Source organism: Kurthia sp. Dielmo, from assembly GCF_000307285.2.
Taxonomy (GTDB): domain Bacteria; phylum Bacillota; class Bacilli; order Bacillales_A; family Planococcaceae; genus Kurthia; species Kurthia populi.
On sequence record NZ_CAEP01000179.1, the window covers coordinates 1 to 772 of the forward strand.

1 protein-coding gene is annotated in these 772 nt (G+C 47.7%); it reads left to right on the plus strand.

What is annotated here, in order from left to right; genetic code table 11:
* On the plus strand, positions 1-772 hold a 772-nt coding region (locus tag KTHG_RS00040; protein WP_186439467.1), incomplete at both ends, for an HNH endonuclease.

Consider the following 772-nt stretch of genomic DNA (forward strand, 5'->3'; position numbering starts at 1 on the left):
CGAAGCACGCGAAAAGGTCAAATCAGAGGCGCGACAAAAAGCGGAAGCAGAACGAAAGGCGGCCTATGCGGCATTACTTCGTACAAGTGAGCCAGGTTTTGAAAAACTTCTCCCAGAAGAACCGGTAGAGTATGAAGATGGGCATCCTGTTTTTGAGGGGAATAATTTATACTTTACCGCAACACTGCCCGAAGAATTATATTTAGGCGAAAGCGATGTACAGCTCGAAGAATGTTTCCGTCAACTAAATGAAGCACTCGAAACAGGAGCGTTATCTGCTTCCCGCTTTACACCAATGCAGCTACAGGATTTAGCGGCAGGGGCGCCGAAGCTAAAAGGTTTAGTTTGGCATCATCACAAAGAACCAGGGAAAATGCAGTTAGTCAATGCCTATGCGCATCTAGTATCACACACTGGAGGACGTTCGACGTGGGCGCATGATCCTGACCCAACCAAATATAGGGTGGATCGCTCAGACATTGAGCAAACAGGGATTTACCGAACAGAGGAAAAAGATGCTTTAGAGGGCCTACGTGAGGTTGAACGTCAGTTAGAAGTCCGCTTTCCTAAGGATTTTATCCAATTCTTCCGCACAATCAACGGGGGGCGTTTTGAGCACCAACACTTTTTAAGTGGTGGTATTGAGCTCTTTGTGGGGGATTTACTGTCCTTTAATCCAGCAAGTGCGGATTATGTGTTGGACTATGTCAAACGGATGGGCGACCGTATGCCGGCGCCATTTGTGCCGTTTGCCTGTGACCCTTTTGGGAAC